16 protein-coding genes are annotated in these 23,049 nt (G+C 63.5%); 12 read left to right on the top strand and 4 right to left on the bottom strand.

All coding sequences use genetic code 11. The features are described 5' to 3' along the window. Positions 1 to 374: 374 nt before the first annotated feature. Together pgi and IB272_RS03330 are read right to left on the bottom strand one after the other, a co-directional pair. Positions 375 to 2,000, bottom strand: a complete 1,626-nt coding sequence (pgi, locus tag IB272_RS03335; RefSeq protein ID WP_060581839.1) for a glucose-6-phosphate isomerase — start codon at positions 1,998 to 2,000, stop codon at positions 375 to 377. A gap of 139 nt (positions 2,001 to 2,139) precedes the next feature. Next, positions 2,140 to 3,840, bottom strand: coding sequence for a long-chain fatty acid--CoA ligase (locus tag IB272_RS03330; protein ID WP_034797224.1), 1,701 nt, complete (start codon positions 3,838 to 3,840; stop codon positions 2,140 to 2,142). Between the two features lie 336 nt (positions 3,841 to 4,176). On the opposite strand from IB272_RS03330, the gene IB272_RS03325 reads away from it, so the two are divergent. From IB272_RS03325 to IB272_RS03290, 7 genes are all read left to right on the top strand, one after another. Continuing rightward, on the top strand, positions 4,177 to 5,412 hold the full coding sequence (locus IB272_RS03325) for an MFS transporter (protein WP_060581841.1): 1,236 nt from the start codon (positions 4,177 to 4,179) through the stop codon (positions 5,410 to 5,412). A 188-nt stretch (positions 5,413 to 5,600) separates the two neighbouring features. After that, positions 5,601 to 6,761 (top strand): AI-2E family transporter, encoded by a 1,161-nt coding sequence (locus IB272_RS03320; RefSeq protein WP_034797607.1) that lies wholly within the window; start codon positions 5,601 to 5,603, stop codon positions 6,759 to 6,761. A 500-nt stretch (positions 6,762 to 7,261) separates the two neighbouring features. Continuing rightward, a complete protein-coding gene (kdpA, locus tag IB272_RS03310; protein ID WP_060522356.1) occupies positions 7,262 to 8,971 on the top strand; it encodes a potassium-transporting ATPase subunit KdpA in 1,710 nt (569 codons plus the stop codon). Between the two features lie 13 nt (positions 8,972 to 8,984). Beyond that, positions 8,985 to 11,102, top strand: coding sequence for a potassium-transporting ATPase subunit KdpB (gene kdpB, locus IB272_RS03305; RefSeq protein ID WP_060581842.1), 2,118 nt, complete (start codon positions 8,985 to 8,987; stop codon positions 11,100 to 11,102). Between the two features lie 2 nt (positions 11,103 to 11,104). Then, complete coding sequence (gene kdpC / locus IB272_RS03300; RefSeq protein ID WP_060581843.1) at positions 11,105 to 11,674, top strand: potassium-transporting ATPase subunit KdpC; 570 nt, start codon at positions 11,105 to 11,107, stop codon at positions 11,672 to 11,674. A gap of 82 nt (positions 11,675 to 11,756) precedes the next feature. Next, positions 11,757 to 14,453: a sensor histidine kinase KdpD gene (locus IB272_RS03295; RefSeq protein ID WP_060607157.1), complete on the top strand. Its 2,697-nt coding sequence runs from the start codon at positions 11,757 to 11,759 to the stop codon at positions 14,451 to 14,453. Next, positions 14,450 to 15,142 (top strand): response regulator transcription factor, encoded by a 693-nt coding sequence (locus IB272_RS03290; RefSeq protein WP_060581845.1) that lies wholly within the window; start codon positions 14,450 to 14,452, stop codon positions 15,140 to 15,142. The genes IB272_RS03295 and IB272_RS03290 overlap by 4 nt, the downstream gene beginning before the upstream one ends. A 21-nt stretch (positions 15,143 to 15,163) precedes the next feature. Here the strand turns inward: IB272_RS03290 and IB272_RS03285 are convergent, their stop codons facing one another. Both IB272_RS03285 and ampC read right to left on the bottom strand, forming a co-directional pair. Continuing rightward, positions 15,164 to 16,378 carry an alpha/beta hydrolase gene (locus IB272_RS03285; protein WP_051659371.1) on the bottom strand — a complete coding sequence of 405 codons (1,215 nt, stop codon included), beginning with the start codon at positions 16,376 to 16,378 and terminating at the stop codon, positions 15,164 to 15,166. Positions 16,379 to 16,626: 248 nt separating this feature from the next. Continuing rightward, positions 16,627 to 17,790 (bottom strand): class C beta-lactamase, encoded by a 1,164-nt coding sequence (ampC, locus tag IB272_RS03280; RefSeq protein ID WP_090295036.1) that lies wholly within the window; start codon positions 17,788 to 17,790, stop codon positions 16,627 to 16,629. Between the two features lie 552 nt (positions 17,791 to 18,342). On the opposite strand from ampC, the gene IB272_RS03275 reads away from it, so the two are divergent. From IB272_RS03275 to IB272_RS03255, 5 genes are all read left to right on the top strand, one after another. After that, a complete protein-coding gene (locus tag IB272_RS03275) occupies positions 18,343 to 18,594 on the top strand; it encodes a glycine zipper 2TM domain-containing protein (RefSeq protein ID WP_034797201.1) in 252 nt (83 codons plus the stop codon). Between the two features lie 17 nt (positions 18,595 to 18,611). Further along, positions 18,612 to 18,962: an EF-hand domain-containing protein gene (locus tag IB272_RS03270; protein ID WP_060581847.1), complete on the top strand. Its 351-nt coding sequence runs from the start codon at positions 18,612 to 18,614 to the stop codon at positions 18,960 to 18,962. Positions 18,963 to 19,358: 396 nt separating this feature from the next. Further along, complete coding sequence (locus tag IB272_RS03265) at positions 19,359 to 20,714, top strand: DUF3300 domain-containing protein (RefSeq protein ID WP_060581849.1); 1,356 nt, start codon at positions 19,359 to 19,361, stop codon at positions 20,712 to 20,714. A 20-nt stretch (positions 20,715 to 20,734) separates the two neighbouring features. After that, positions 20,735 to 21,691, top strand: a complete 957-nt coding sequence (locus tag IB272_RS03260) for a DUF2950 domain-containing protein (RefSeq protein WP_113135397.1) — start codon at positions 20,735 to 20,737, stop codon at positions 21,689 to 21,691. A gap of 5 nt (positions 21,692 to 21,696) precedes the next feature. Then, positions 21,697 to 22,929 carry a hypothetical protein gene (locus IB272_RS03255; RefSeq protein ID WP_060581851.1) on the top strand — a complete coding sequence of 411 codons (1,233 nt, stop codon included), beginning with the start codon at positions 21,697 to 21,699 and terminating at the stop codon, positions 22,927 to 22,929. The last annotated feature ends 120 nt before the right edge of the window (positions 22,930 to 23,049 follow it).

Raw genomic sequence — 23,049 nt, 5'->3', positions numbered from 1 at the left:
GCCGCCGGGAGAAACACTCTGTCTCCTGGCTCCCGGCGAAGCGGATGCCGCGCGTTTGCGGCTGTTGCAGGAAAAGATCGCACGCTCGAAACGGGGCGAGCCTAACCGCGGCAGCCTGTCGGCCGGTTCTCCGGACGTTGCTGGCGTGGCGCCTTCCCGTCAGGCCAAAAGGTCATGGCCAATGCCTGGATGCAGATGGGGTCGGACACGGACTATTTTCCGCTGCTGTTGAAGCTCGATCTGATGGAGGTGCTGAAACCCGGCGCCACGACGTTGCCGGGTTGTGCAAAATCACGAGGCCCGAGGCGCGACAAGCGCCTCAGGCCTCTATCGTCTGGAGCGGTGCGGTTCCGGGGAGAACCGAGCGGATTTGTTTAATGGGCGGCTTTCAGCAAGGCTGCCACCAGACCCGCCGTCGACGAATCGTGACCTTCGGCGCTTTCCTTACCTTCGACGACGGGAAGCAGGCCGGTCGCCAGCTCCTTGCCGAGCTCGACGCCCCACTGGTCGAAGGAATTGATGTTGAAGAGCGCGCCCTCGACGAAGACGCGGTGCTCGTAAAGCGCGATCAGGCGGCCGAGCGCGAAGGGATCGAGCTGGTCATAGACGATCGTCAGCGACGGGCGATTGCCGGTGAAGACGCGGTGCGGCGCAATCTTGTCGGCCTTGGAATCGGCCATACCCTTGGCGGTCAGCTGCGCCTTGGCTTCCGCGAGCGTGCGGCCCTTCATCAGCGCTTCCGACTGGGCCAGGCAATTGGCGATCAGCAGCTCGTGCTGGTGACGCAGGTCCTTCTCGTGGCCGTTGGCGGCGATCATGAACTCGGCGGGAATGACGTCCGTGCCCTGGTGGATCAGCTGGTAGAAGGCGTGCTGGCCGTTGGTGCCGGGCTCGCCCCAGACGACCGGGCCGGTCGAGTATTCGACCGGCGTGCTCTCAAGCGTCACCGCCTTGCCGTTCGATTCCATATCGAGCTGCTGCAGATAGGCGGGGAAGCGCGACAGGCGCTGGTCATAGGGCAGGATCGCCCGCGACGGGTAGCCGAGCACGTTGCGATGGTAGAAGCCGAGAAGGCCGAGCAGGACCGGTATGTTCTGACGGATCGGCGCGGTGCGGAAGTGTTCGTCTATGGCGTGGCCGCCATCGAGGAAGCGGCCGAAATTCTCCTTGCCGACGGCGATCATCAGCGGCAGGCCGATCGCCGACCAGATCGAGTAACGCCCGCCGACCCAATCCCAGAAGCCGAAGACGCGGGCCTGGTCGATGCCGAAGGCGGCGACCTTGTCGAGCGCGGTCGAAACGGCTGCGAAGTGATGGCCGACGGCGGCCTCGCCGAGCTTGCCGGCGATGAAGGCGCGGGCGGTCGCCGCGTTGGTCATCGTCTCGATGGTGGTGAAGGTCTTCGAGGCGATGATGAAGAGCGAGGTTTCCGGATCGATCAGCTTCAGCGTATCGGCGATATGGGCGCTATCGATGTTGGAAACGAAGTGCAGGCGCGGGCCGTCGTGGAAGGGCGCAAGCGCCAACGTCGCCATGACAGGACCGAGGTCCGAGCCGCCGATGCCGATGTTGACGACGTCGGTGATCTTCTTGCCGGTCGCACCTTTCAGCGCGCCCGAGCGGATGCCGTCGGCAAAGGCGCCCATGGCGGCAAGCACACCGTTGACGTCGGGCATCACGTCCTTGCCGTCGACGAGGATCGGGCGGTTGCCGCGGTTGCGCAGCGCCGTGTGCAGCACGGCGCGCTCCTCGGTGATGTTGATGATGTCGCCGCGGAACATGGCGTCCCGCTTCTCCTCGACCTTGGCGGTCTTGGCGAGCGCCTCCAGTCCGTCCAGCACCTTGTCGTTGACGGCGCATTTCGAATAGTCGAGCAGCAGGTCGCCGAGCGTGGTGCTGAAACGCGCGAAACGTTCTGCGTCGGCGGCGAAGGCCGCGCGGATATCGGTTGCGTTGGTTTGAGCGGCGGTGGCTTTGAGTTGGTCGACAAGCGCTTTCATCGCGGGGCTCCTTGGTCGGACAGGGGTGTCGGACAATCGCCTGCGTAGCTATTCGCTTTAAGTGGACCAAATCAAGACTGGAAAACCGCCGAAGTGGCGGTTTTCAGGATTTTTTAAATCGTTTGAATTTTGGAGTAGTTTACCCGCGCAGGTCCTTGCGCAGGATCTTGCCCACATTGGTCTTCGGCAGTTCGGTGCGGAATTCGACGAAACGCGGACGCTTGTAGTTGGTGAGGTTGGCGGCGCAGTGGCGCTTGACCTCTTCCTCCGTCAGTGCTGCATCCCTCTTGACGACGAAGAGCTTGACCGCTTCGCCGGAATGCTCGTCCGGAATGCCGATCGCCGCGCATTCGAGGATGCCCGGATGGGTCATCGCCACTTCCTCGATCTCGTTCGGGAAAACGTTGAAACCGGAGACCAGGATCATGTCCTTCTTGCGGTCGACGATCTTGACGAGGCCGTCGGCGTTCATGAAACCGATGTCGCCCGAGCGGAAGAAGCCATCCGGCGAGATCGCCTTGGCGGTCTCGTCCGGCCGCTGCCAGTAGCCGGCCATCACCTGCGGCCCGCGGATGCAGATCTCGCCGACTTCGCCGATCGCCAGCGTATTGCCCTGGTCGTCGCGGATCTCGACATCGGTGGATGGGATGGGCATGCCGATCGTGCCGGTGAACTCGGTCGCATCGAGGATGTTGGCTGTTGCCACCGGCGAGGTCTCCGACAGGCCGTAACCTTCGGCGATCGAGCAGCCGGTCATCTGCTTCCAGCGTTCGGCGACCGGGCGCTGGATCGCCATGCCGCCGCCGAAGGTCAACATCAGCGACGAGAAATCGAGCTTCTGGAACTCCGCATTGTTCATCAGCGCGTTGAACAGCGTATTGAGGCCCGGGAAGATATTGGTGTTGTGCTTGCCGAGTTCCTTGACGAAGCCCGGGATGTCGCGGGGATTGGGGATCAGGATGTTGTTGCCGCCGGTGGCAAGGCCCATCAGCGAATTCACGGTCAGCGCGAAGATATGGTAGAGCGGCAGCGCGCACATGAAGACGAGATTGTCCGGCCGGGTGCGCGAGCGGAACGCCGTCTGGAACCAGATTTCCATCTGCGCCATGTTCGACAAGAGGTTGGAATGGGTGAGCGTCGCGCCCTTCGAGACGCCCGTCGTCCCGCCGGTATATTGCAGGAAGGCGACGTCGCTCGCGGCGACGTTCGGCTTCGTCAGCTTGGCTCGCCCGCCCTTGGAAAGAACGTCCTTGAACGAAAGATGGCCGGGGATCGACCAGGCGGGAACGAGCTTCTTGACGCGGCGGACCACCAGATTGACGATCGCACCCTTCAGGCCCAGCATGTCGCCCATGGTCGCGACAACGACGTGCTTGACCGCGGTCTTGTCGACCACCTGCTGCACGGTGTGCGCGAAGTTTTCCAGAACGAAGATCGCCTTGGCGCCGGAATCGGTGAGCTGGTGCTGCAGTTCGCGCGGCGTGTAGAGCGGGTTGACGTTGACGACGGTAAAGCCGGCCCTGAGGATGCCGTAGACGATCACGGGGTTCTGGAGGATGTTCGGCATCATCACCGCGACGCGGTCGCCCTTGGCAAGGCCGATCGATTGCAGCCAGGCGCCGATCCTGGCGGACTGGGCGTTGAGGTCGGCAAAGGTCAACGTCTTGCCCATGCAGGTGAAGGCCGGACGGCTCGAATAGCGGGCAACGGCGTGGTCGAAGAATTCGCCGATCGACTTGTAGGGCAGGGGGCCAATTTCGGCGGCTATTCCGGGTGGATAGGATTTCAGCCAGATCTTGCCTGGGCTGATACCCGTCTGTTGTGCGCTGACTTCCGCCATGACCTCTCTCCCTCTGGTCGCCACAGGCTGGCCTGATGCGGCCTGAGAAAATCCCTCCCGATCCTCTCACGCCGATGAGGATGATGCTTTTGCGACACCTCTTCAAGCTGAGATTCGGAATTATATAACTTTGACGTAAACGTCAACTGAGCTTACGGTTAACAGGCTTCTGCGAGCTTTGCGAAAAAGTATGACGAGAACCGCAAAAGCTTTGCCTGCCGCAGGAAAAGCCTGTATTGCATTGCAGCATATCCCTGTTGGTCCAATCCAACATCCGCCGACATATCCCCCAGATTTTTCTCCGGCCGCAAGGCACGGCGACACTGGCCATTGCCCATGAGTGAGCCCATGTGTGACGAAGCCTTCTCCTCTGCCGTCGATCCGCGCCGCGCCCGTGTTTCTGCCGCCGAAGTGGCGCTCGCCGTCGGCGGCTTCGGGATCGGTACCGGCGAGTTTGCGATCATGGGTCTCCTGCCGCAAGTCGCCGAAGACGTATCGGTATCGGTGCCCCAGGCTGGTGCGGTCATCAGCGCCTATGCGCTCGGCGTCGTCGTCGGTGCGCCGCTGATCGCGGTGCTTGCCGCCCGCTTCTCGCGCTTCCGGGTGCTTTTGGTCCTGATGCTGGTTTTTGCCGTCGGCAACTTCGCGAGCGCCGTCGCTCCGGATTTCTACACGCTGATTGCCGCGCGCTTCTTCGCCGGTCTGCCGCATGGCGCCTATTTCGGCGTGGCTGCCCTGGTGGCGGCCGGCCTTGCCGCGCCGAACCAGCGGGCCCGCGCCGTCGGCCGGGTGATGATGGGACTGACCATCGCCACTCTCTTCGGCACGCCGCTCGTCGCCTGGTTCGGCCAGGCGCTCGGCTGGCGCTCCGCGTTTGCCATCGTCGGCGCCATCAGCCTCCTGACCATGGCGCTCACCTTCGCCCACGTACCGCGGGACAAGGGCAACCCGAAGGCGACGCCGCTTCGCGAGCTGGGTGCGCTCGGCAAGCTGCAGGTCTGGCTGATGCTCGGCATCTGCGCCATCGGCTGTGGCGGCATGTTCGCCGTCTTCAGCTACATCACACCGGCGCTGACCGAAGTCGCAGGTGTTTCGCTTGGTAATGTGCCGATCATGCTTTCGGTCTTCGGTGCCGGCATGATCCTCGGCAACATCGTCGGGGCGCGGCTTGCCGACTGGGCGCTGATGCCGGCGATCGGTATCGCCATCGTCTTCAACATCTTTGCCTATGTGCTTTTCTATTTCACCATGGGCAATCCGTGGATCGCCATCGTCAACGTGCTCTTCATCGGCGGTGGCTTTGCCGTCGTCCCGGGCGTGCAGACCCGGCTGATGGATGTCGCCGGCGAGGCCCAGACGCTGGCTGCTGCCCTTAGCCACTCCGCCTTCAATCTCGCCAATGCGCTAGGCGCCTGGCTCGGCGGCGTTTCGATCGCTGCGGGTTATGGCTGGACCTCCACCGGTCTCGTCGGTGCCGTTCTCGGCGTTGCCGGCTTCGGTATCTTTCTCGCCTCAGTCTTCGTCGATCGCGCACAGCCTGCGCGTATGGCTGCAAAACCTGCGGCGGAATGACCGGCTTTATCGAAAGAAAGCCGGGGGCTCTTGAACCCTCCTAAATTTTTCTGTCATGTCCCGCCGCTAGCGTCGGCCACGGCCCTGAAACTACCGTAAAGCAGGGGCAAAGGGGCGGCGCGCGGTGTCAGAGTGGCTGGCAAGGCCGCGGGTTTGCTGTAAGCTCGTCGGAAGACGGAGGATCATTGGTGCAATTGGGTAATCGCGAACGAGAGAATTTCGCCGTGGAGCCACGGCTCCTCGGGCACACTGCCATTTCGCGCCATGCCCTTGTCGGCCCCATGACCGCTGCCCGCTGGATGCTGGTCTTCGTTCTGCTCGCCGGCGTCTATTTCTTCCATGGTTTCGTCGTTCCGGTTCTGGCCGCTGTCGTCATCGGGTTTGCCAGCTGGCCGATCTATCGCCGGCTGCTCGCCGGTGTGAACGGCAACCGGACGCTTGCCGCCACCATCGCGATCGTCTGCGTCATCTCCTTCATCGTCGTGCCGATCTCGATTGCCGCCGTCTATGCGGTCGACGAAGTGCGCGACTGGGTCGTCTGGGCCGTCGAGACCAATGCCAACGGTGCCGTCGTGCCCGCATGGCTGTCGAGCATTCCGATCGCCGGTGTCTGGCTTGGCGAGCAATGGGTCAAGCATATCGGCCATCCGGGCGCGCTCGGCGAACTGGTCCAGCTCGTCAGCGGCTCCAACATCGGCAATATCTACCGCGGCGTTCTGGTCGTCGGTGCCTCGACGTTCCATGCCTTCCTGACGCTGCTGTTCATGCTGATCACGCTGTTCTTCGTCTATCGCGATGGGCAGTCCTTCTCCGGCCAACTCGACAAGCTCGGCGAGCGTATCTTCCCGATGCGCTGGGAACGGCTGTCGCGCGTCGTGCCGCTGACGATCAGCTCGACGGTCACCGGCATGGGCATCATCGCCATCGGCGAAGGCATCGTGCTTGGCGTCGCCTATTGGCTTGCCGGCGTGCCGTCGCCGGTCACGCTCGGCATCATCACCGGCCTGATGGCGCTGATCCCCGGTGGCGCGCCGCTCTGCTTCACGCTGGTCTCGGTCTATCTCGTCGCCAGCGGTTCGCCCATTCACGGCCTGGCGCTGTTCACCTGGGGCACGACCGAACTCTTCATCGTCGACAAGACGCTGCGTCCGCGCCTCGTCGGCGGCCCGATCAAGCTTCCCTTCCTGCCGACCTTCTTCGGCCTCGTGGGCGGCGTGAAGACCATGGGTTTCCTCGGCCTCTTCGTCGGTCCGGTGCTGATGGCGCTGCTCGTTGCGATCTGGCGCGAATGGATGCGCGAAGCCACCACGCCCACCGAAACGAGCGTGAACGAGATTATCAAGGGCTAGGTGCTCTTTTGCCGAACCGGCGGTCGCATACGGGCGGCCTCGGGATCTCTTCAGCTTGTGGCAGATAGGCCGATACCGGACTGGTCCTGCGCCTATGAAGGTCGCCTCCCGCGCTCCCGAACGGATCTTTGCGGGCGTCTTTATCTTTTCCTTATGCCTCCTTCCGACCATCGCAATCGATAATTGACCCGCTGCGGGCGCAAGATCCGGACTTCAACAGTCCGGAGAATTTGCATGTCCGATGTTCTTTTTCTTGCCGCCGGAATCGGCGGCTTTGTCGTGTTCGCGCTTTATGCGCGCGCGCTGAGCCGGCTTTAGGAGGGCGTCATGTTCGAAGCCCTGCTCGGTCTTGCCGTCGCCATCGGTCTTGCGGCCTACCTCGTCGTCACCCTCGTTCGCCCGGAACGGTTCTGACCCGGTTGACGGGGATCGAACCCGTTGGCCGTTCGCATCAGCCGGGCGCCTTTGCGCCGTCCGGCCGCCCTTAGCGGAGTAATCTCATGTCTATCATCGGGTGGCTGCAGATCAGCCTCCTCTTCATCGCCGTCCTGATCGTCATCAAGCCGCTGGGGCTTTATATGGCGCGGGTCTTCTCCGGTGAACGCAACGTTTTTTCACCCGTCCTCGGTCCCGTCGAAAGCGGCCTTTATCTTGCCGCCGGTGTCGATCCGAAGAAGGAACAGGGCTGGCTCGCCTACACGATGTCGATGCTCGCCTTCAGCCTCGCCGGCTTTGTCTCGCTCTATGCGATCCTCCGGCTGCAGGCCTACCTGCCGATGAACCCGCAGGGCTTCTCGGGCATGCCGTCCGATCTCGCCTTCAACACGGCGGTCAGCTTCGTCACCAACACCAACTGGCAGAACTACGGTGGCGAAACCACGCTCAGCCATTTCAGCCAGATGGCCGGCCTGACGGTGCATAACTTCGTCTCCGCCGCGACCGGCATCGCCATGGCGCTTGCCGTCACCCGCGCCTTCGCCCGCTCGAACGCCTCGACCGTCGGCAACTTCTGGGTCGATCTCACCCGTTCGACGCTCTACGTGCTGTTGCCGATCGCCGTCGTCATGGCCCTTGCCATGGTCTGGACCGGCTTGCCGCAGACCTTCCACGCCGATCTGTCGGCAACCACGCTCGAAGGCGCCAAGCAGACGATCTCGCTCGGCCCTGTCGCCAGTCAGGAAGCGATCAAGCAGCTCGGCACCAATGGCGGCGGCTTCTTCAACGTCAATGCCGCCCATCCCTTCGAGAACCCGACGGCCTTCTCCAACTATCTCAACATTTTCGCCATGCTGTCGATCTCGGCGGCGCTCGTCTACACGTTTGGCCAGATGGTCGGTAACCGCCGCCAGGGTTGGGCCTTCATCGCCGTCACCGCGATCCTGCTGATCTCAGGCGTTGCGGTCGTCTACTGGGCGGAAGCCCACGGCAACCCGATCCTGACCGCCCTTGGTCTCGATGCCGCCCAGGGCAACATGGAAGGCAAGGAAGTCCGCTTCGGCCAGGCGATGACGGCGCTCTATGCGGCTGTCACCACCGGTCTGTCGGATGGCGGCGTCAACGGCATGCACGGCTCGCTGACGGGCCTCGGCGGTCTCGTGCCGATGTTCCTGATGCAGCTTGGCGAAGTCCTGCCGGGTGGCGTCGGGTCCGGTCTCTACGGCATGGTGGTCTTTGCGATCCTCGCCGTCTTCGTTGCCGGCCTGATGGTCGGCCGCACGCCGGAACTGCTCGGCAAGAAGATCGAATCCCGCGAGATGAAATACGCGATGTTCGCCGTCCTCATTCTGCCGGTGACGATCCTCGGCTTTGCCGCCGTCTCCGCGATGCTGCCTTTTGCCGTCGCAAGCATCGGCACGGCGGGCCCGCACGGCCTGTCCGAAATCCTCTATGCCTTCACGTCGGCGGCCGGCAACAACGGCTCGGCTTTCGGCGGGCTCACCGGCAACACACCCTGGTACAACACGACGCTCGGGTTCGCGATGCTGCTCGGCCGCTTCGCCTACGCGGTTCCGGTCATGGCGATCGCCGGTTCGATCGCGGTGAAGACCCGCGTGCCGGCGTCCAAGGGTACCTTCCCGACCGACACGCCGCTCTTCGTCGGCCTGCTTGTCGGCATCATCCTCATTCTCGGCGGGCTGCAATTCTTCCCGGCGCTCGCGCTCGGTCCCATCGTCGAGCATCTCTCGATGCTTGCCGGTCAGACCTTCTAAAGGAATTCGACACATGTCTTCCAAACCTATCGCACCCAGTCTTCTGGACCCGGCGATCCTGCTGCCGGCGATCAAGGCGGCGTTCATCAAGCTCGACCCGCGCCAGCTCGTGCGCAATCCGGTGATCTTCGTCACCGAAGTGGTCGCAGCCGTGGTCACCGGTCTCTTCGTGCGCGACATCGCCACCGGCACAGGCAGCCCGCTGTTCTCCGGCCAGATCGCCGCCTGGCTGTGGTTCACGGTGCTTTTTGCCACCTTTGCCGAAGCCGTCGCCGAAGGCCGCGGCAAGGCCCAGGCCGACAGCCTGCGCCGCACCAAGTCCGAACTGACGGCGCGCAAGCTCGTTGCCGACGAAGGCCGCGAGACCCAGACGATCCCGGCGACATCGCTGAAGGTCGGCGACCTCGTGCTCGTCGAGGCTGGCGAACTGATCCCCGGCGATGGCGAAGTCGTCGAGGGTGTCGCCTCTGTCAACGAGAGCGCCATCACCGGTGAATCGGCGCCCGTCATCCGTGAATCCGGTGGCGACCGCTCGGCTGTCACAGGCGGCACGCAGGTGCTGTCCGACTGGATCAAGATCCGCATCGGCGTGGCACCCGGCGACACTTTCGTCGACCGCATGATCGCGCTGATCGAGGGCGCGCAGCGCCAGAAGACCCCGAACGAGATCGCCCTGTCGATCCTGCTTTCGGGCCTGACGCTGATCTTCCTGGTGGCCGTCGCCACGCTCTGGGGGCTCGCCGGCTATTCCGGTACCGTGCTCTCGGTTACCGTGCTCGCAGCCCTGCTCGTCACCCTGATTCCGACCACGATCGGTGGCCTGCTTTCAGCCATCGGCATCGCCGGCATGGACCGTCTGGTGCGCTTCAATGTCATCGCCACCTCCGGCCGCGCTGTCGAGGCTGCTGGCGACGTCGATACGCTGCTGCTCGACAAGACAGGCACCATCACCTTCGGCAACCGCATGGCGGCCGACTTCATGCCGGTGCCCGGCGTTACCGAGGCCGAGCTTGCCGATGCCGCACTGCTTGCAAGCCTTGCCGACGAAACGCCTGAGGGCCGCTCGATCGCGGCGCTTGCCACCGGTGAATTTGGCCGCCAGACGCCAGATGTGTCGCTGCCCGCGTCCGACAAGGGCGAGGTCCTGGCGCTCGCCGTCGGCGGCGGCGCAAGCCGGGCCGGCGCGACCCGGATCGACGCGGTCATTCCCTTCGCTGCGGAAACGAGGCTTTCGGGCGTGGACTTCGGCGGCCGCCGGCTGCGCAAGGGCGCCGTCGACTCGATCCTGAAGTTCACCGGTATCCGCGACGAGAACGTGCCGAACGAGTTTCGCCGCGCCGTCGACCAGGTGGCCCGCACCGGCGGCACGCCGCTCGCCGTTGCCGATGGTCCGCGCCTGCTCGGCGTCATCCATTTGAAGGATGTGGTGAAGCCCGGCATCAAGGAGCGCTTCGCCGCTCTTCGCGCCATGGGCATCCGCACGGTGATGGTCACCGGCGACAACCCGGTGACCGCGGCCGCCATCGCGTCCGAAGCCGGCGTCGACGACTTCCTTGCCGAAGCGACCCCGGAGGACAAGCTTGGCTATATCCGCAAGGAGCAGCAGGGCGGCCGCCTGATCGCGATGTGCGGCGACGGCACCAACGACGCGCCGGCACTCGCCCAGGCCGATGTCGGCGTCGCCATGCAGACGGGGACCCAGGCCGCCCGCGAGGCCGCCAACATGGTGGACCTCGATTCCAGTCCGACGAAGCTCATCGAGATCGTCGAGATCGGCAAGCAGCTGCTGATGACCCGCGGGTCGCTGACGACGTTTTCGATCGCCAACGACGTGGCCAAGTACTTCGCCATCATCCCGGCGCTGTTCATCACCACCTATCCGGCCCTTGCCGCGCTCAACGTCATGGGCCTCGCCTCGCCGCAATCGGCGATCCTCTCGGCGGTGATCTTTAACGCGCTCATCATCGTCGCCTTGATCCCGCTGGCGCTGAAGGGCGTCAAGTACCGGCCGGTCGGTGCGGCTGCCCTTCTGCGCCGCAACTTGGCTGTCTACGGCCTCGGCGGCATTGTCCTGCCTTTTGCCGGCATCAAGCTCGTCGACCTCGCCGTCAACGCACTCAATCTGGTGTAACCATGCTGAACCAACTTCGCCCCGCCATCGTCATGATCGTGCTACTGACCGCGATCACCGGCCTTGCCTATCCCTTTGCGATCACCGGCGCGTCGCAGGTGCTGATGCCCGCGCAGGCAAATGGCAGCCTCATCGAGAAGGACGGTACCCTCATCGGTTCCGCCCTCATCGGCCAGAACTTTACTTCCGACAAATACTTCTGGCCGCGGCCCTCCGCGACCGGTCCGGACGCCTATAACGCGGGGGCTTCGAGCGGCTCCAACCTCGGTACCACCTCGGTCAAGCTCAGGGACCGTGTCGCAGCCGATGTCGAGCGCCTGAAAGCTGCCGGCCTTGCGGGAGAAATTCCTGCGGACGCGGCAACCACGTCAGGTTCCGGGCTCGACCCGCATATCACGCCGGCCTTCGCCGAAGCCCAGGTCGCCCGCGTCGCCAAGGCGCGGGGCTTGAGCCAAGCGGATGTCGCCGCTCTGGTCGCCAAGGCGACGGAGGATCGGCTGTTCGGGGTCGTAGGCGAGCCGCGCGTCAATGTGCTAGAACTCAACCTGGCCCTTGATGCGCCTCGAACCTAGAGCGGGATGAGGAAAAGTGCTTGCGGTATTCCGCCCGCATCCCGCTCTAAGCTATTAGAATCGATCACGCCTGAGACAATGCATGCCCGACAGTGAACGCGACGCCAAAGGTCGCCCGGACCCAGACGCACTGCTGGCGCTTGCCGCGCAGGACCGCCGGGGAAAACTGACCGTATTCCTCGGCGCCGCTCCCGGCGTCGGCAAGACCTATGCGATGTTGTCGCGGGCCCGCCGGCTGAAGGACGACGGTGTCGATATCGTCGTCGGGCTGGTCGAGACACACGGGCGCAGCGAGACCGCTGCGCTCATTGACGGATTGGAGATACTGCCGCGCCGCGATGTGAACCATCGCGGCCGAATGCTTTCCGAGTTCGACCTGGATGCGGCCCTCGCGCGGCGTCCCCGGATCATCGTCGTCGACGAACTGGCCCACAGCAATCCGGCCGAAAGCCGGCACCCCAAGCGCTATCAGGATGTTGAGGAACTGATCGCCGCCGGCATCGATGTCTGGACGGCGCTCAACATCCAGCATCTCGAAAGCCTCTCGGATATCGTCGCCCAGATCACCGGTGTACCCGTGCGCGAACGGGTGCCGGATACCGTATTGAAGCGCGCTGACGACGTACTACTTGTGGATCTGTCGCCGGCCGAGCTGATCGAGCGGCTGAAGGAGGGCAAGGTTTATCTGCCCGACAGCGCACAGCGCGCCGTCGACCGCTTCTTCCGCCTTGGTAACCTGACGGCACTGCGCGAACTGGCGCTCAGGCGGACAGCCGACCGGGTCGACGACCAGATGGTCGACTATCTCAAGCAGAACGCCATCGAAGGCATCTGGGCAAGCGGCGAGCGGCTGCTCGTCTGCATTGGTTCGGACCCGTTGTCCGAAAAGGTCGTGCGCACGGCAAGCCGGCTCGCCGAAGGATTGAATGCCCCCTGGATCGTCGTCTTCATCGAGCGCGCCGACCGCGAGAGCGGCGACGGCGAAGACGTGCGCCGGCTCGACGAAACCTTCCGTCTTGCCGAACAGCTCGGCGCCGAGACGCGCCGTATTATCGGCAACGACTTCGTCGAGGAAATCCTGAAGCTCGCGCGCCGGGAACACGCGACGCAGATCGTCATCGGCGCGCGCCGCCAGCCGTTCCCGATGCGGCTGTTTCGCCAGTCGCTTCCCGACGCCTTGGCCGAGCGCGTGTCCGGCATCGGCATTCACCTTGTGACCGATCGCGAGACGGTGCCCGTCAAACGGCGAACGAAGATGAAACGGACGCTGCCGCCGGGAAGTGGGCGCGCAATCGGCATCGCCGCCGGATCGGTGGTCGTCTCGACCGCCGTCGGCCTGCTGCTTGGCCGTTTCGTCGTCCTGCCCAACATCTCGTTGCTTTATCTGCTCGCAGTGCTGGCCTCGGCGACCTATGCCGGTCACATCGCGGCAATCGCGGCAGCACTTTTTTCGGTGCTCGCCTATAACTTCTTTTTCATCAAACCGACCGGCACCTTCACCATCGCCGAGCCGCACGAGGTTTTTGCGCTCGTCGTCTTCCTCGCTGCCGCAGCCCTTGCCGGCAGCCTGGCATCGCGGGTACGGGAGCAGGCAAAGACCGCCCGCCAGCGCGCCGCCGCGACTCAGGCGCTCTATGATTTTTCGCGCAAGCTTTCAGGCACCGCCAAGGCCGACGACGTGCTCTGGGCGGCGGTGACGCAGATGCAGTCGACGCTGAAACGCAGTTCAGCGCTGCTTCTGCCTGAGGACGGAGACCTGCAGCTGAAAGCCGCCTGGCCGCCGGACACCGAGCTCGACGTCACCGACATCATGGCGGCGCGTTGGGCGATGGACAAACGCGAGCCAGCCGGCAACGGCACGGGAACCCTGCCGAACAGCCCTTTCCATTTCCGGCCGCTGACGAGCCCGCACGGCGTCGTTGGCGTCTGCGGCTTCGTCCAGGCCGACAAGCCACTGGAGATCAACGAGGAGCGGGCGCTCGCCGCGATCCTCGACCAGACGGCGATCGCCGTCGACCGCGCCCGCCTGTCACGCGAAAGCCTCGACCAGGCCGCAAAGCTCGAAGGCGAGCGCTTCCGCGCTGCCCTTCTTTCATCCATTTCGCACGATCTAAGAACACCACTTGCGACCATCACCGGCGCCGTCACCAGCTTGCGCCAGCTCGGTGATCGCATGCCGCCGGAAAGCCGCGACGACCTGTTGCAGTCGATCGAGGAGGAGGGCGGTCGGCTGACGCGCTTTGTCGCCAACCTGCTCGACATGACGCGCATCGAGGCCGGTACCGTCAATGCCAAGCGCGATTGGGTCGATGTCGCCGACGTGGTGCGGGCGGCGGTCGATCGCGCTCGCAAATATTTTCCCGAGCGCGAGATCGAAACCAGCATCGCCCCTGACTTGCCCCTGATGCGGGGCGACAGCGTGCTGCTTGGCCAGGTGCTCTTCAACCTGCTGGACAATGCCAACAAATATGGCGGCGAAGAGCCGATCAGCATCTATGCCCGTACCGACGGCAACGAGATCGTGCTGTCGGTGACTGACCTCGGCAAGGGTATTCCGCCGCGGGACCTCGAGCAGGTCTTCGAGAAATTCTTCCGCCGCGGCAAGGCGGATGGCCGCACTCCGGGAACGGGGCTGGGACTGTCGATCGCCAAGGGCTTCGTCGAGGCGATGGGCGGGCAGATCAAGGCGGAGAGCCCGGCGCTTCGCCGCCGCGGCACGCGCATTTCCATGCGCTTTCCCGCCGCCAAGGCTGAAATCTCCGAAAAGGACCGTGCATGAGCGTGGAGCGTATCCTCGTCGTCGACGACGAACCCCAGATCCAGCGTTTCCTGAAACCCGCGCTGAGTGCTGCCGGCTATGACGTTCGTGAGGCGATGACCGGCGCCGAGGCGCTGAAGGCGGCGGCGACGATGGCGCCGGATGTCGTCATCCTCGATCTCGGCCTGCCCGATATGGATGGCAAGGAGGTCATCGCCAACCTGCGCGGCTGGTCGCAGGTGCCGATCATCATCCTGTCGGCCCGCGACCGGGAAAGCGAAAAGATCGCAGCACTCGATCTCGGCGCCGACGACTACATCGAAAAGCCCTTCGGTATCGGCGAACTGACGGCCCGCATCCGTGCGGCCCTTCGCCACCGCGTGCAGATGGAAGGTGGCCACACGCAGCTTTCCGCTGATGGCGTGGCGATCGACACGATCAAGCGGGTGGTGACGAAGGACGGCGAGCCCGTCCGGCTGACGCCAAAGGAATACGACCTCCTGGTGATGCTGGCGCATCACGCCGGCCGTGTCGTCACCCACAAGACGCTGCTTACCTCGGTCTGGGGCGTCGCGCACGGCGAAGACCTGCATTATCTGCGCGTCTTCATCGGCCAACTGCGCGGCAAGATCGAGCGCGATCCGGCCGATCCGAAGATCATCCGTACGGAGCCGGGCGTCGGCTATCGCTTCGTCGGCGACGAGGGCTGACGGCGGGCTGCCGCCAAGCCCTTACTTTATCTTCACCGGCGTCGGCATGTCGGTTGCGAGCGTGTCTCCGACGACCACCTTCTTCTTCTTCGCCGGCTGCGGGTTTTCGAGGATCGACACAGGCGCCGAGACCGTCACGGCCGCGACGTTGCCGACGTTTCTCGCCGTGCCGGCGACGACCGCGGCAATGCCGGTTCCAACCGAGATATCGGAATCTGTGAGCGTCTGCCCCGTGGCGAGCCGCGTGCCGATGAGCTGGACGATCTCGGGGCTTTCCGCAAACTTTCCGTGGTGCAGGCCGTCCTCAGACTTAACCTTTGTCAGATCGATGGCAGTGATGCCGGCCCTTTCAAGCTGAGTGCGATAAGGCTCTGCCGACGGGTCGATTGCGCCAAGGCGTGAAACGTCGCCCGAGATGAAGCTCGAAAGCGCCAAGGCGCGGTCGTCCTGCGAAACGAAGATGGTGAACTTCGGCCGTTTCTTGCCCATCTCGACAAACTGCTTGGCGAAGACATCGAGATCGATATCGGGCGAGGCGAGGATGACGTTCTCGATCTTGGACGGCACGTTGCCGTCGCGGATGCCCATCTGCCGGAGCGATTCCATCGTCAGCCAGGTACCCATGGAATGGGCGAGGATGGTTATGCTTTTGACCTTCGGCGCGTCGGATAGCTTTTTCAGAATGTCTTCGAGCGCCGTGCGCGAATAGTTCGTGCTTTCCTTGTCGTAGTTGTAGTCGAACACGTTGGCGCGCGAAGGCCAGGTGAAGAGAACCGGCGTTGCCTGGACCTCCGAGTCATGCACGATCTGCGCCAGCCGGTAGACCGAATCCTCGTAGCGATTGTTGAAGCCGTGCACGAAGACGAAGGCATTGCCGCCGACATCGTGCTGCAGGAACCAGGACTTGGCTTCATCGAGCGACTTGAGCTCGTTCACCCGCGTGACGGCGAATTCCTTGGCCGGATCCGGCGGCAGCTTGCGCGGCCATTGCACCGTGCCTGACTTGCGTGCCGTTTCCGGCGGGATCGAAACCGCGACGTCGGTAAGGAAAGTATTGGCGTCGCGCTCGCCGGAAAAGAGCGTTGCCGGATCGCCGGAGGGTTCGCGCGTGGTTGCGACAAGCATGTCGACGGTGGATGCGCCCGGGACCGGAGTGGTGAGTGCGACGGGCGCCATCACACCCTTGGCATGGCCGCCGCAGCCGGCAAGCAGCGTCAGCGCCGCAAGCACGAACATTGTCCGCCCCCTGCCTGCGCCTCCCCGATGTAACGAACCCTGAACTCCCACCCATTCGAACATCGGCATCCCCACATACGCCTGAACTCGACTGCATCTGATCGCGCTTTCGCGAAATGCAGATGACAATACTCGGCGTCAATATGCAAGCAGGCGCTGATTGAAGATTCGCTACAGAGTTGTTGATGGATGTCGTTTCCCGTGTCGCGGGCTTGCCGCGACACGAAACCGACGCGGGCGATCTGCCTTTACTTCGCCGCCGCTTCCAGCGACTTCAGGATCGCGTGGGCAGCCTTGATCCTCTCGGGGTTCGGGTAGTTGCGGTTGGCAAGCAGCACGATTCCGATCTTCTTCTCCGGTACGAAGGCGACATAGCCGCCGAAGCCGTTGGTGGAGCCGGTCTTGTTGTAGAGCGTCGAGCCATCGGGGCGCTTCGGGGGATCCAATGCCTTGACCGGGTTGCTTTTCAGGGCCATGTCGCGCGAATTGCCGTCGAGCAGCCGCTCCAGCGAAACGGGGTAGGGGTATTGTTCCCAGCCCAGCCCCTGCACCATCTTGCCGCTGTCGAAATATCCGACATGGGTGCCTTCGACCGCCTTGCGGATCGCGCCGTCGAGAAGTTCAGGCTGGATGTTGGTTTCGACGAAGCGGATCATGTCTATCGCCGATGACTTTACGCCATAGGCCTCCGCGTCGAACGTACCGGCGGTGACGCGAATTGGCTTGTCGGCCTTGCCGTAGCCCCAGGCGTAGCTGCCCATCTGGCTATCGGGAACGCGGACATAGCTGTGCTTCAGGCCGAGCTTGGGAAAGATCTCGCTTTCGAGAACCGCGCTGAAGCTGCCGCCCATCGCCAATGCCGCGGTGTGGCCGAAGAGGCCGATGCTCGGGTTGGAATAGCGACGCGTCTTGCCGGGCTTGGCCTCCGGTTTCCATGTGCTGAAATAGCCGACCATGTCGGCGTCGCTCTTGACCGCATCGGGAAACTGCAACGGCAGCCCGCCAGCCGTATAGGTGGCAAGATGCAGGAGGGTCGCCTTGTCGATCGGCGTGCCCGCAAAGGCCGGGATGTACTTGCCGGGATGATCGTCGAAGGAGAGCTTGCCGGTGACCTGCGCATAGGACGCCAGTGTCGCGGCGAAGGCCTTGCTGATCGAGCCCAGTTCAAACAGCGTATTCTCGGTAACCGGTGCGTTCGTTTCCTTGGAAGCGACGCCGTAGTTCAGGAAGTAGTGCCGGCCTTCAACGGTGACGGCGACGGCCATGCCCGGCACCTTGTGTTCGCGCATGATAGGGCGGATCGCCTTGTCCACGGCAGCGGCAATCTGCGCCCGCTCGCCGCCTTCGGCGAAGGCGCTGGACGCCAGGGTCGCAAGGATTGCAGTAGAAAGACCTAATTTAATTGTCGCCATTCTATCCATTCGATGTGTTCTCTCTCGATAGGTATGCTGTCGGTGGCGCGGTGTGGGAGGGTCGCCGGCCACGGTCGGAGATGCTGTGTCGGGTCCGAGCTGGCGCTTTGCCGGCCCATGTCCCGCCAGGCCATGGAGACCCTGCAAGAAGTGCCCAACGGGACGGCAAAGAGCTAGACCGCCCGGCCCGACGGCACAAATGACGATATTTCGAGGGAGACCCTAGAAAATCTAAGGTGAGATGTCGCCGCGCGGGAGACGATTCCAGAGGCCGAAAGGGCGGCGGGGAGGGGCGCCGGCGCCGTGCGCTCTACAAAATCACGCTGTCCGTTGTCATCGGGGGTTCTCGGGCGTAGTATTCGCCGGCAGTTCAAAGCCCTGTTGTTGCCAGACTGCATGTCTAATATGTCTAATCCGCGAGCTGCTTCTGATCCAACAGAAGAGTCTCCCCCGATTCCGGGAGAATATTCGGAAGCTTATTTACATCCGACGCCACTCAATGGCGCCTCCGCCGATCTCTATTGCAATCAGACGGCCATATTGGAGGATAAGATGAGCAAGCAGACCATAACTATCGTTCTTGCCGGCGCCCTAGCCTTATCGGGGTGCCAATCGGCCTATATGTCCAAGAGCGGTTCGACCGGCAACGAATTCGGCTGCATTGCCGGAACCGTTGGTGGGGCCATTGTCGGCGGCCTGATCGGCTCGACCATTGGTTCAGGCACCGGTCAGCTATGGGCCGTTGGTGGTGGAGCGACACTCGGCGCTGCTGCCGGCAACGCGCTGACATGCCGCTATTATTGATCGAGGAACAGAGCAGAATGAAGAAAATCGTTCTCATGAGCGTGCTTGCGCTCGGCCAGATCACACCGGCGATCGCGCAGCAAGCTGCGACGATGAACCAGGGACAGATGAGCGCGCTCGACAGCGACAAGGACGGCGCGGTCGAGCGGTCCGAGTACGAGGCCTTCATGGCGAGCGCCTTCGACAATCTCGACAAGAACAAGGACGGAAATCTTACGTCCGACGAGACGAAGCAGGCGCTGAACGCTCAGCAGTTTGCCGCCACGGATACCAACAGTGACGGTAAGATCAGCCGGAACGAGTTTCTTGATCGGGTGATGGCGGATTTCAAGACCGCGGATCGAAGCGGCGACGGCAGCCTGAAATGATGCTCGGAGCCGATGCCGACCGCCCTTGATCCCGGTCGTTCGCGGCTGGCGGGCACGGGCTTCGGCCCGGCTCTCGCGCAAGCAAAGACGGCGTGCGCGCACGCACGTCCTCATTTTCCGGTTGCAATTGCCGGGCGTTCTGTTTCTCATGTCTAAAATTCACCGGCAGCTGGCCAGCTGGCTGCCGGTGCTCATGCCGCTCTTCCTGATTGTCCCATTCGGCTTTCTGACAAGCGACCAGGTTCTCCACGCAAGCGTGCGGAAGGGGACGTCGATGACAGCGAATGGAAATTCTCGCGATTGCCCCGCCGGCCGCGTATGGCCGGCGCCGTGACGTCCAAGCCGGGGGATCTCCCGGGCTCGTTTGTTGATCGTTGTGCCTGGATAGGAGAGACCATGTTCGACCGACCTCGTTCTTTGCGTGCGCCAACGGTGGCGTTGCTTGCCTTGCTGACGGGTTCGTTTGCGGTGGGCACTGCGCTGGCGCAGGAGCAGGCCGCCGCCCAGGCGGCGACCGAAGAGGCGCCGCAACCGCTCAGCGAAGACGAGCTCGAGGTCCTCGTCGCGCGCATTGCGCTCTACCCCGACGAACTCGTCGCACTCGTGACCTCTGCCTCGCTCTACCCGCTGCAGATCGTCGAGGCCGAGCGCTTCCTCGAGGTTTCGCAGACCAAGAAGGACATGAAGCCGAAGGACAGCTGGGACGGCAGCATCGTCTCGCTTCTGAACTATCCTCAGATCGTAAAGATGATGAGCGACGACCTCGACTGGACCCAGTCGCTCAGCGACGCGCTCGCCTATCAGCAGAAGGACGTGCTCGTCGCCATCCAGCAATTGCGCGACAAGGCCGTCGCCGACGGCGTCATCAAGTCGGACGACAAGGTGGTGGTGAAGCAGGAAAACGACAACGTCGTGATCCAGGCCGCCAATCCGGAGAAAATCTACGTCCCCCAATACGAGCCGCAGATGCTCTATGATCCGGGCTATCAGCCGGCCCCGATCGCCTATTATCCCGAGCCCTATCCGAACTATTACTATCCGACGGCGACCTTCTTTGCCGGCGTGGTCACGGGTGCTGCCTTTGCCGCGGTCGTCGACTGGGACGACTGGGGCGTCTGGGGCGGGCGCTGGAACGGCGGCGATGTCGATATCGACTGCAACAATTGCTTCAACAACATCAACGGCAAGGTGAAATTCAACGACGTCGACTGGAAAAATGTCGACCGCAGCAAGATCAGCTTCGACAAGAACCAGTTCGCCAAGATCGATCGCACCTCCATGGAGCGGGACTTCAAGTCCGCGAAAGGCAACAACATCGCCAACCGGGCGAAGGTGGCCCGCACCAACGAGATCGGCGCGGCGGCAAATAGATCCGGTAGCCGGATCTCGGTCGACGATGTCCGCAAGAGCAAGGTCGAGGCGCGCCAGCGGGAAAATCTCGGGCGAACCAACGCAGCTCCTGGCGACCGCAAACCGGGCAACCAGGTCAAGCAGAGGCCTCAGGGCGACAAGATCGGCAATGCCAAGCCGGCGGCCCGGGCCGATCGCCAGGTCGCCAAGCCGAAGCCGGGCGGCAAGATCGATCGTGGCGGTGGCGGAAAACCATCCGCCCTTGGTCAGGTCCAGAGCGGACGGGTGACCAAGATGCAGTCGGACCGCGGCCGCCAGGCGCTTGGTGGCGGCCAGCGCGGCGGTGGCCAGCCGCACCGTGAGATCAGGCGTGGTGGTGGCGGCGGCGGACGGCACCGGTAACTCAAGGGAGGAGAACGAAAATGACCAAGCGCGTACATAATCTGCTCCTGTCTTCCTTTGCAGCCGCCGTGCTCGCCAGCGGCTCGGCGACAGTCGCTTCTGCGCAGGATCCCGCGGCGCACACGCCGCTCTCCGACTATGCGGCCGCAAGCGACCCGCCGACGTTCGACACACCGGAACAGGCAGTCGATGCGTTCAAGGCCGCCGTTGGTTCGGGCGATTTCGACAAGCTCGCGAACCTGGTGGGGCTGGATGCCGCCAAGGCCAAGACCAGCGACGGGGTGATGGACGCCTACGCCGATATCCAGGCGGGCGTAAAGAAGAAGGTGGCCGTACAGGACATCGAAAACCGAAAGGTACTGGAGATCGGCGAGGTGCTCTGGCCCTTCCCGTTCCCGATTGCCAAGGGCGACGACGGAAAATGGGCCTTCGACACCTATACCGGTCTCGAGGAGATCGCCAATCGCCTGGTCGGCCGCAACGAACTCGACACGATCGCGACGGTCCGCGCCTATGTCGAGGCGCAGGAGGAATATGCGCAGGAAGATCATGACGGCGACGGCGTGCTCGAATACGCGCAGAAGCTGATCAGCAGCGAGGGCAAGACCGACGGGCTCTACTGGCCCGCGGGCGAGGGCCAGCCACAGAGCCCTGCGGGTGAAGCGCTCGCCGATGGCGCAGTGCTTGCCAGGGCCCAGGCCGGCAAGGGCTATTTCGGCTATCGCTACCGCGTGCTGACGAGCCAGGGCGACAACATCGCCGGCGGCAAGTTCGACTACATCATCAACGGCAACATGATTGCGGGCTTCGCTCTGGTCGCCTGGCCGGTGAAATATGGCGCAACGGGCGTCCACACCTTCGTCGTCAACCGCAACGGCACCGTCTACCAGGCCGATCTGGGCGACAAGACCGAGAGCGTTGCTGAAGGGATCCGGCAGTTCAATCCCAACGACAACTGGCAGGTCGTGGAGGATTGAGCGCCATGAGCGGAGCGGACCCAGGCGCCAAGGCATCCGGCGACGACGCGGCGGATGCCGCGCCGGCAGCTCGGCAGGGAAGGATCGCCGAGTACCTCGCGTCCCATGGCGGCCCGTTCTTCGAGCTGCAGGCAAGGCTGAAGCTGTTGCGTGCGAACGCGCTGCAGTCGGGAAAGCGGGCTTTGCTTTTCGTCGCGCTTGCCTGGGGCGTTCCCTTTCTGCTCGGCCTGCCCGGCAGCCTGTCGCTCGACCATAGCCAGGGCGCCTATCTGACCGATCCGGGCGTGTGGGCAAAGTTCTTCGTCGCGATTGCCGCTTTTGTGCTGGCCGAACAGCAGGTCGAGCGGGGCCTTCGCATCAAGCTCGGACAGTTTTCGCGCGCGCCGCTCATCGCTCCGACCTCGATGCCATCAGCCGCGCGCGCGATTTCCAACGCGCTGAAACAACGCGATTCCGGGCTGGCGGAAACCGTCTGCCTGGCACTCGCCGCGGTCGCGGCGCTGCTTTCCTTCCTGAACTTCCATACGACAGACGTCTCGTTCTGGGCCGTCGAGCACTCGGCCGAGGGCAACAGGATTACCGCTGCCGGATGGTGGTCGATCTGCGTCAGCCTACCGCTCTTCGTCTTCCTGTTCCTGCGCGGCGTATGGCGGCACCTCGTCTGGGCGCGACTTTTGCGCAAGATCGCTCAACTGGAGCTTCGTCTCGTCGCCGCCCATCCCGATGGCAAGGGTGGCCTCGGCTTTCTGTCGCAATATCCGAACGCCTACATGTTCTTCGTCTTCGGCATGAGCGCGGCGATCGCGGCAGCGGTCATGAAGCACCTGCTGCAGGAGACGCTGTCGATGACGACGTTCAGCATGATCATGAGCGGGTGGCTGGCGATCGTGATCGCCTTCTTCGCCTATCCGTTGTCGGCCTTTTCCAAGCCGCTGGCACGGCTGAAGGAAACCGGGCTGCTGATGTTCGGCGTGCAGGCGACCCGCTTCCAGCGCGCAGCAGAGCGCAAGGTGCTCGGCCGCAACGTGGCAGCCGACGCGACCGAGGAACCCGACGACGACGTGGCCGACCCCGGCAAACTGTTCGACGCGACCAAGAAGCTTTCGACCATGCTCATCAGCCGCGACGCCGTCGTGCCGGTCGCTGCCGCCGCTCTTATTCCCTTCGCCGTCGCCGGCGCGACAAGGCTGCCTTACAAGGAAGTGTTTTCGGTGCTGAAGAAGCTGTTGCTGCTGTGACGCGCGTCGCTTCGTCGGGGAGGCCGTGCCCTGATCAGGCTCGGCCTGTCTGTTTGGGCTCGTTGTGGTGAGGTTCGAAACAGCGTCTTGACCTCAACTTAAGTTGAGGTCTTATGAACT

Source organism: Ensifer sp. ENS08 (assembly GCF_014852195.1).
Classification (GTDB): domain Bacteria; phylum Pseudomonadota; class Alphaproteobacteria; order Rhizobiales; family Rhizobiaceae; genus Ensifer; species Ensifer adhaerens.
The sequence above is the reverse complement of the archived record's forward strand: the minus strand, read 5'-3'. Positions and strand labels throughout refer to the sequence as shown.